Source organism: Bradyrhizobium manausense, from assembly GCF_001440035.1.
In the GTDB taxonomy this organism is placed as follows: Bacteria; Pseudomonadota; Alphaproteobacteria; order Rhizobiales; family Xanthobacteraceae; genus Bradyrhizobium; species Bradyrhizobium manausense.
Map to the genome: position 1 here is coordinate 147,344 of NZ_LJYG01000047.1, position 7,816 is coordinate 155,159.

Annotated in this window: 12 protein-coding genes; 9 read left to right on the plus strand and 3 right to left on the minus strand. The window is 60.6% G+C overall.

Features of this window, described 5'->3' with window-relative positions; translation table 11 throughout:
- Both AOQ71_RS46630 and AOQ71_RS11870 read left to right on the plus strand, forming a co-directional pair.
- A partial coding sequence (locus tag AOQ71_RS46630; RefSeq protein ID WP_245316846.1) for a hypothetical protein occupies window positions 1-185 on the plus strand: 185 nt, incomplete at its 5' end.
- Window positions 186-376: 191 nt separating this feature from the next.
- On the plus strand, window positions 377-1,336 hold the full coding sequence (locus AOQ71_RS11870) for an ABC transporter substrate-binding protein (RefSeq protein WP_162268348.1): 960 nt from the start codon (window positions 377-379) through the stop codon (window positions 1,334-1,336).
- A gap of 61 nt (window positions 1,337-1,397) precedes the next feature.
- Here the strand turns inward: AOQ71_RS11870 and AOQ71_RS11875 are convergent, their stop codons facing one another.
- Window positions 1,398-1,874 carry an Lrp/AsnC family transcriptional regulator gene (locus AOQ71_RS11875; RefSeq protein ID WP_157083490.1) on the minus strand — a complete coding sequence of 159 codons (477 nt, stop codon included), beginning with the start codon at window positions 1,872-1,874 and terminating at the stop codon, window positions 1,398-1,400.
- Between the two features lie 176 nt (window positions 1,875-2,050).
- On the opposite strand from AOQ71_RS11875, the gene AOQ71_RS11880 reads away from it, so the two are divergent.
- The 3 genes from AOQ71_RS11880 to AOQ71_RS46635 all read left to right on the plus strand — a co-directional run bounded on the left by AOQ71_RS11880 (window position 2,051) and on the right by AOQ71_RS46635 (window position 3,468).
- Entirely contained in the window at window positions 2,051-2,470 is a 420-nt protein-coding gene (locus AOQ71_RS11880) for a DUF2000 domain-containing protein (RefSeq protein WP_057746287.1), read from the plus strand.
- Between the two features lie 488 nt (window positions 2,471-2,958).
- Complete coding sequence (locus AOQ71_RS50220; RefSeq protein WP_162268349.1) at window positions 2,959-3,189, plus strand: DUF6894 family protein; 231 nt, start codon at window positions 2,959-2,961, stop codon at window positions 3,187-3,189.
- Window positions 3,190-3,288: 99 nt separating this feature from the next.
- The gene (locus AOQ71_RS46635; RefSeq protein WP_057746290.1) at window positions 3,289-3,468 is read left to right on the plus strand and encodes a hypothetical protein; all 180 of its coding nucleotides are present in this window, start codon (window positions 3,289-3,291) and stop codon (window positions 3,466-3,468) included.
- Between the two features lie 341 nt (window positions 3,469-3,809).
- Here AOQ71_RS46635 and AOQ71_RS43070 read toward each other — a convergent pair whose 3' ends face one another.
- Complete coding sequence (locus AOQ71_RS43070) at window positions 3,810-4,034, minus strand: hypothetical protein (protein WP_083514134.1); 225 nt, start codon at window positions 4,032-4,034, stop codon at window positions 3,810-3,812.
- A gap of 443 nt (window positions 4,035-4,477) precedes the next feature.
- Between AOQ71_RS43070 and AOQ71_RS11895 the strand changes: the two genes are divergently transcribed.
- The 3 genes from AOQ71_RS11895 to AOQ71_RS11900 all read left to right on the plus strand — a co-directional run bounded on the left by AOQ71_RS11895 (window position 4,478) and on the right by AOQ71_RS11900 (window position 6,333).
- On the plus strand, window positions 4,478-5,179 hold the full coding sequence (locus tag AOQ71_RS11895; RefSeq protein WP_057746296.1) for a Crp/Fnr family transcriptional regulator: 702 nt from the start codon (window positions 4,478-4,480) through the stop codon (window positions 5,177-5,179).
- 192 nt (window positions 5,180-5,371) lie between these two features.
- Window positions 5,372-5,602: a DUF6894 family protein gene (locus tag AOQ71_RS50225; protein ID WP_430648619.1), complete on the plus strand. Its 231-nt coding sequence runs from the start codon at window positions 5,372-5,374 to the stop codon at window positions 5,600-5,602.
- 422 nt (window positions 5,603-6,024) lie between these two features.
- Complete coding sequence (locus AOQ71_RS11900; protein ID WP_057746299.1) at window positions 6,025-6,333, plus strand: DUF1330 domain-containing protein; 309 nt, start codon at window positions 6,025-6,027, stop codon at window positions 6,331-6,333.
- A 191-nt stretch (window positions 6,334-6,524) separates the two neighbouring features.
- Here the strand turns inward: AOQ71_RS11900 and AOQ71_RS11905 are convergent, their stop codons facing one another.
- On the minus strand, window positions 6,525-6,836 hold the full coding sequence (locus AOQ71_RS11905) for an ArsR/SmtB family transcription factor (protein WP_057746303.1): 312 nt from the start codon (window positions 6,834-6,836) through the stop codon (window positions 6,525-6,527).
- 95 nt (window positions 6,837-6,931) lie between these two features.
- Here AOQ71_RS11905 and AOQ71_RS11910 point away from each other — a divergent pair, with 95 nt between their 5' ends.
- Window positions 6,932-7,684, plus strand: coding sequence for an SDR family NAD(P)-dependent oxidoreductase (locus AOQ71_RS11910; RefSeq protein ID WP_057746306.1), 753 nt, complete (start codon window positions 6,932-6,934; stop codon window positions 7,682-7,684).
- Window positions 7,685-7,816 lie beyond the last annotated feature (132 nt).

Genomic DNA, 7,816 nt, shown 5'->3' on the forward strand with positions numbered 1-7,816 from the left:
GCTTGGCCGCTCCCGCTTCCGCAACTGACTGGAGCTGGCTATCGAACAAGGACTACATCGCGTGCCTGCAACTCTACGCCTACGGCAATTTTCAGATGCCTCCGAACCTCTCGCCAGCACAGCAAGCCGCCTACCATGAGAAGGGGCGCCAGTTCTGCAACCGGACCTATTACGGGCATAATTGATATGGCTGCATTGACTTCGACGCGGCCAGGCTATCGCCGGTCTCAGCCGCGTCGGACGCCCCGGTTGCTTCCAGCGGGCAAGCAGGTATCGTTGTGCGCTGTGTTGTCTGTCGTCGTTGCCGCCCACAGTTCGAACAGAGATTTGCTGGTTAAACGGGATGAGACGGCGGGATTTTCTTCGAGCTATGGGCATGGCGGCGGCATGGCCGCCAGCGGCGCTGGCAGAGCAGGATGCATCCCGTCACGTGCCGACCGTCGGCTTCATGGGCTTTGCGACAGCGGAGGCTGATGCGCCGGCCCTGCAGCATTTTCGCAAGGGCTTGAATGATCTTGGCTACGTCGAAGGACGCTCGATCTTCATCGATGCGCGCGCGGCCAACGGCGACGTGGCGCGCGGGCTCGCGATCATCGACGAATTCGCGGCCAAGCCGGTCGATGTCCTGTTGTCGCCGGGTCCCGCTGCAGCGCGCGCAGCCGTGAGCAAGACCAAGATCCCGGTGGTCGCCGTCGCGCTGCCCGCCGTGCAGAGCGATCCGGACTTGTTCCAGAGCCTTGCGCGTCCCGGCGGCACCCTGACGGGCTTTGCAGCTTTCGGCGAACAGATGTCGTCGAAGCGGATCCAGATGCTGAGGGAGATCCTGCCCGAGCTGAAGACATTGGGCGTGATGAACAACGCAACCGATCCCACATTCAGTGCGTGGGGCGCGCAGACGATGCTGGAAGCACGCTCTGCCGGCATGGAGCCGATGCGTCTCGGCCTCACGGCTGCCTCGCAGGCAGCCGTGTCCGAGCAGATCAAGATGTTGGCGGATGCGGGCGGTGCCGCAATGGTGGTGATCCGCGATTACATGACGTCGGCGATGCGGGACGAAATTTGCCATGCCGGCATCGAGAGGAAGATTGCCGTCGTCGGCGAACAGGCCGAGTTCGCTCGCGCCGGCGCACTGCTCAGCTATGGCGCCGACATCGGCGACCTGTTTCGCCGTGCGGCCGGCTATGTCGATCTGATCCTGAAAGGGCGAAAGCCGGCAGAGATGCCGATCCAGCTGCCAACCAAATTCCAATTGGTCGTGAACCTCAAGACGGCCCGCGCATTGGGGTTGACGATCCCGCCGTCGATCCTCGTGCTGACGGACGATGTGATTGAGTGATGCGGCCGGCTTGCGCAGTTCGGATGGGTTGAGCGCTTGCGAGACCTATTGCCGCATTCGTTCAATCCGGTCGGGGGATCGGCCAGGGCGCAGGCGGCTTGACTTCCTTCAACGTAAAGGTCGTTTGCATCGCCTTGATGCCTGGCAGCCGGCGGATGGTCGTCATGGCGAACTCCGCGTAAGCATCGAGGTCGCGTCCCACCACCTGGAGCAGGAAATCCGCGCTGCCGGCGATGCTCCAGCAGGCGACGATTTCCGGCAACGCTGCCACGGCGTTCTCAAACGCACGCGCCTGCGCGTCGCTGTGATCCTCGATCGACACGCTGATGAAAGCGAGCACACCCCAGCCAAGCGCGCGGCGATCGAGGCTCGCCTGATAGCCGGTGATCACACCCTCCTCTTCCAGGCGCTTCACCCGGCGCCAGGTCGGCGACGTCGACAGATGGATCCTGTCGGACAATTGCGCGACCGTCAGCCGGGCGTCGCCCTGGAGCGCGGCCAGAATCGCGGCGTCCTGGGCATCAAATGGCAAGGGCATGACTTACCTCAGTTCGAGAAAACTCTCGGCTTTCTATGCCTCAGCTTGGCTCCCCAGTCACCTAAATAGGCATCCCTTGTCATAACGCGGGGCATACCCTGAAGGCCCAGACCAAACCGCCGCCGGGGTGCCGGCAACGCAGCGCCGCTGCTGGCGGTCAACGGAGTCCATGCCGAATGAATGCCCCCGAGACACGCCTTGCGATCATCGTCGATCCCTCCCTGCCGCTCGGACTGATCGCCAACACGGCGGCAACGATCGGCATCGGCATCGGCGCCGTCGAGCGCGGCCTTGGCGACATCGAACTGACGGATGTCGCGGGGCGCGCGGTGAAGACGAGCGCGATCCGTCCGGTCCCGATCCTCCAAGCGTCCGCGAAGGAGATCGTGTCACTGCTGCTCAAGGCATTGCCGGCGCCCGACCGGGCGATCGTGGTGCCGTTCCCGAGATTTGCGCGAAGCCTGCATGCCTTCGCCGACTATCGGGCCCGGTTTCCGCAGTGCGACCTTGCGAGCGAGCCGATCGATGGCCTGGGACTTGCCGGCGCAGAGAAGTGGGTCAGGTCCTTGACCGGCAGTTTGAAGCTGCTGCGCTGAGGACGTCAGCAATCAAGGCAAGAGCGGACTCGTTTTGCTCAACGTGAATACCTCTCAGGTTGACCCGCTGCACTGGCGTTCAACGCGACCCTGCGAAAACTGGACCTGATCGACCGCAGCGATCCCGTATGCGACCTTGTCGCCCGCAAGATCATTGAGATTGGGTCAAGCGGCGTAACCAACGCTGTAGCGCTTGCCGAGATCGCCAGCAGGCAGCTTGATCCAAGGTAAGGCCGTCTCTGAGGATGGAGAGACGGCCCCGTTCAGGGGGGACTGGTTAGGCCGGGGCCGCTCGGCCAGCCCGACATGGACTAGCGAGATTTCCAAGACGAGATGCCAGGCCATTGTTCCTAACTAACTGGTAACTGTCTGTATTGACCCCTGGTTTCCTAACTTGGATTAGCGAGCGCCCTAATTTGCTTTGTTCATTTTTGAACCGAGCCACCGGTCCAAAATTGATTCCTGTCAATCGAGACAGGAGGTCTCAAATGCCGCGTTACTTCTTCCGTGAGCATGTGCGAGGCCAAACGACTGAAGACCCGCAAGGAACGCAATTTCGGGACGATAGTGAGGCGTGCCACCAAGCGGTACTGCGAATGCCAGCCAATCTGAAAAAAGCTGAGAAACGTTCCCATGACACCCACGTCGCCACCGAAGTCACCAACGGTAACAGGACCCTGTTTGTCGTGAGGGGGAAAGTCGTTGTCGAACGGCGGTAGCACGCCTCGGTGACAACGCGCTCGGCGCCACCCTGCTGCCCTTGCTGCCGAACATGAGCCCGTTGCGCATTTGGAGAAGCTCAAAACGCAGATCGCGGAATGCGAGATGATCCGCGATTTGGCGACGAGCCTGAGAAGCGCGAGCCATTCCCCAAAACGGCGGAGCATTTCAAGGTGCTTGCCGAGCAGCTTGAAATGGTAGTCCGGACCGGCTCAATGAGCGCCTTCCTCTCGGACGACGCCCACCAGCCAACTCCGAAAGAGGAACCGGACCCGTAGCTCTCCGGCGGGGGGCTAGGCTGCGAGGTCGAACGTCGCAATCAGAGCGCGGACCTCATCCGCCAATTGGCGATAGTGCTCGCTCGCTCTCAAATAAAAGCCCCGATTGCTCTCATTTGCCGTCTTGGCAGTCCTTTGGCATTCAGCAGCAAGGCTCTCATAACGCTCTAACTTGGCTTGAAAACCGCTCATCCCAGCTACCCAACTTTTTACAAAGGGAGCCGAACTTATTCGCGGATTTATGGTGCGGCAAGGGGGTTGGACTATGCTGCATCGCAAATTCGAATGCCTTGCCTACCGCTCGAAGCGGTCGCCGCTTCTACCGGCCTGTGAGGCCAGCATCATTCTGCCGCGTGCAGACCTTGCTCCGTGGGCTCATAGCGAAGGCCGCGCTTCATGAGCCAGCCACCTTCGACCATTCTCCGTGCCAAGGGCATGGAGCACACGGGCTGATTACCGCCGGGATGATAAAGACCGTCATTGCGTTCGACGAGAAAACCATAAACACGCGCGAGCCGCAGGGGCTTGAGCATTCCGGGAAATAGAACGACAGGCTCGTCCTTCATGTCTCAGCCAAGTGGCTGGACCGGCAGTCGTTCCCAAATATTCGCACATGACAGGCGCTGGCGGCCCCACCTGACCGCAGTAGCGAGCCCTGCCGATAGGTTTGCGCAAGATCAACACGTCTTGCCCGATCGTCATAGTTTCGTCCGTAGCCGAACAACCTGTTTTGGGCTGCTGGGGGTCATGAAGCCCGGGCTCCTAGGCACACCGGGCCTCGCCTTATTTTTCCTTGAACTTATTGAGCAGGGCCGAAAGAAGTAAGGCCGCCACGGAGGTGGCGGCCTCTTTCGAGCGAGGACGCCGAGGCCAATATTAACATAGCTAAGTGTGCGCTCCGGTTGTTCCGGCGTATTGTTTCACCATCACCAACCGAGGGCTCTGTCCGTAGGCGTTGGTGGCTGAGAGACCCAGTGAGCTCCCGCCTGCATAATCGGGGAGCGCCGTCGTGCCGCACCAAAGGCTCATCAAACGCTTGCTTACAGCCGGCAGGCTGTCGGAGTCCGAACAGAAAGCGTTAGTTGGATTGCCTTACGCCGTGCGCAATCTGGCCGACGGGGACATTGCCGTGCATCAGGGTGAACGCCCCAGCGCCTGCACCGTATTGATGAGCGGCTTCTTGTCGCGGCAACGGGTGATTTCAGAACGAAATCAGATATCCGCCTTCTACGTGCCCGGCGACATCCCGGACCTTCACTGCTTGCATGTGCCAACGATAGATCACGATCTGTGCAGCACGGGTCCGTCCACAATCGCCACTGTCAGCCACGTCGTGCTCAGACAGGTGTTGCGGGATTTCCCCGGACTAACCTACGCTCTTTGGGGAGAGACCGTTATCCAGGCGGCAATTTACCGCGAATGGGTCGAGAACCTCGGAGCACGTGCTGCACTTCCGCGAGTTGCGCACTTGCTCTGCGAACTCTCAACGCGAATGCAAAAAGTCGGACTGGCGGAGAATGGCAAAATGAACTTGCCGTTCACGCAAGCCGACTTTGCCGATGCCTGCGGGCTTTCGGTAGTGCACGTCAACCGCACCATTCAAGAACTCCGTCGTCGGGGCCTGATCGACTGGCAAAGCCAAACGCTAGAATTGCTGCAGCGTGCAGAGCTGGAGTTCATTGGAGATTTCAACGAGGAATACCTGCATTAAAACACGGAGGGTCGTAGCATCAGCCAATTGTCGGCTGCGGCACATGGCAGCCGCATCCCGAGATCGTGGCACGATCAAAGACATTTTGTTGATGAAGGTCTTGATGATGACAAGCACGTCGCATCGCTCACGACCACATCGACGATCAGCGACGGCTTAGGAACATCGGGCAGTTCGGCCTATTCTTCAAATATGCCGAGATATTTCTTTCACTTACGCGGTGCTGTACCCGAGAGGGACCTTGAAGGCCAAGTGCTTCCGGACGACGAAGCGGCTTGGCGAGAGGCAACGACCTTCGCAGGCGCTCTCTTTAATGAGATCGACGGCAGGTATCGACCCGGCCAAGATTGGTCATTGGAGGTGGCCGATGCAGCCAATAGGCCGATCTTCTCAATCAGCATATCTTCTACACGAATGCGTTAGGAACCAACTCCGGCTCTTGAACCAAGCCGCTCTATCCTTGGTTGCTCATGAATGGAGGAAGCTGCAATGCCTCGTTGCTTCTTTCATCAGCATGCGCGAGCCAAAAGACAGAAAACCTGCGTGGAGAACTGTTCCCGACGGATGGGGCAGCATGTCACCGAGCCGCGCAGCGGATGCCAGACGGCCTCAAAAGAGCTGCGGAGCGTTCCCGCAACACCTATGTCTCCATTGAGGTAACTGACGGCAACCGAACCCTGTTCGTGGTGAGGGGAACAGTCGTTGTCGAACGGGGGTAAGGCCACGTCGGCCGCGAGCGCGCGCGGGTCCCCGTACTGCCACAACTGCGGTGCATGAGCCCGGAAATGGCCCTTCGCTTCCAGCGGCCCCTCTTGATTTGAGAATGCAAAAATGAGGAGGACAACATGCCGAACGGGTATTGGATCGGGCGCATCGATGTGATCAAACCCGAATACACCAAAGCCTACGGCCCCGCCCTCGCGGCGGTGCTCTGCAAATACCACGCGAAATTCCTGGTACGCGGCGGCACATTCGAGGCGGTGGAGGGCAAGGCGCGCGACCGCAACATCGTGATCGAGTTCAAGGACTACGAAACCGCGCTCGCCTGCTACCGCTCACCTGAATACACCAAGGCGAGGGCACTGCGCGCGGGCGCCGTGGACATCGATATCATCGTGATCGAGGGCTACGAGGGCCCGCAGCCCACGGATTGAGCCCCGCCTCGGCGGCGCGCACCACGCAGCTGAATCTTGCCTCGTAGGTGGTTCGCACTGCCGAATGTCTCCTTCTGCCCTTCCCAGCAACTCCCCGTTGGGTCTGCTCTTCGGAGCAAAGCAGACCCAGGACAGAACTGGCTGCCACAGCGCTACACGCGACCACGCCTCCGCGTTCAGCGCGAATGCTCTCAGTCCGGAAAGCTCAGGATCATCTTGAGCAGCTTCGGAAATCGCGCGTTGATGTCTTCCTCGCGCAGGACGTTGCGGTGCTGGACGCCTTGTTTTGACGTCCGGACCAGGCCGGCCTCCCGCAGAATGCGAAAATGGTTCGAGAGCGTCGACTTCGCCATATCGGGGCAAGGCGCCGCCTCGGTGCACGACATGCAATCCTTCTGCGCGGCCAGGCTCTTGACGATACGCAGCCGCATGGGATCCGCGAGCGCGCCGAGCACCCCCGCCAGTGTGATCTCCTCCCGCGCCGGGTGAACGAACTGGGCCATGCCCAAAATATAGCACGTCCCTTGAATTGGTCCAATAGTTCACTAGTATTGAACTATTGAATATCGGCATCCCCCCGAACAATGGAACACATGCGATGACCAAGAGACTCGAAGGTAAAGTTGCCCTGGTGACCGGCGCATCCAAAGGCATAGGTGCCGAAATCTCCGCCCGGCTCGCGGCCGAGGGCGCGGCGGTTGCCGTCAATTACAGCTCCAGCAAGCAGGCCGCCGACCGCGTGGTCGCCGGCATCATCGCCAAGGGCGGCAAAGCCGTCGCGGTCCATGGCAATCTGGCGGACGCCAAGGACGTGAAGACCATCGTCGCGGAGACCGTGAAGGCGTTCGGTGCGATCGACATCCTCGTCAACAACGCCGGCATCTACGAGTTCGCCCCGCTCGAGGCCATCACGCCCGAGCATTTCCACAAGCATTTCGACCTCAATGTGCTTGGCCTGCTGCTGGTCTCGGGTGAAGCGGCGAAGCACTTCAACGCCAATGGCGGAAGCATCATCAACATCTCCTCCGGCGTATCGACCATTACACCGCCAAACACCGCCGTTTACACCGCGACCAAGGCCTCGGTGGATGCGATCACCGCCGTACTGTCGAAGGAGCTCGCGCCGCGCAAGATTCGCGTCAACGCCGTCAATCCCGGCATGATCGCAACCGAAGGCGTCGTGTCGGCGGGGCTGCACGAGGGCGACATGCGCAACTGGATCGAATCCGCCACGCCGCTCGGCCGCATCGGCAAGGTCGAGGAGATCGCCGCCGCGGTGGCCTTCTTCGCATCGGATGATGCATCCTACGTCACCGGCGAGACACTTCACGTCACGGGCGGCCTTCGCTAGCGAGTAAAAGCTGCCCCGGCGGCCCAGCTCGTAGGGCGGAGCAGCAGCGAAACCCATCGCCTGACGGGCGGAGCCTGTACCGACAGTCGTGGCTCGATCGAGCCCAGTCGCCGCTCCAGTGATCCTCCGTGG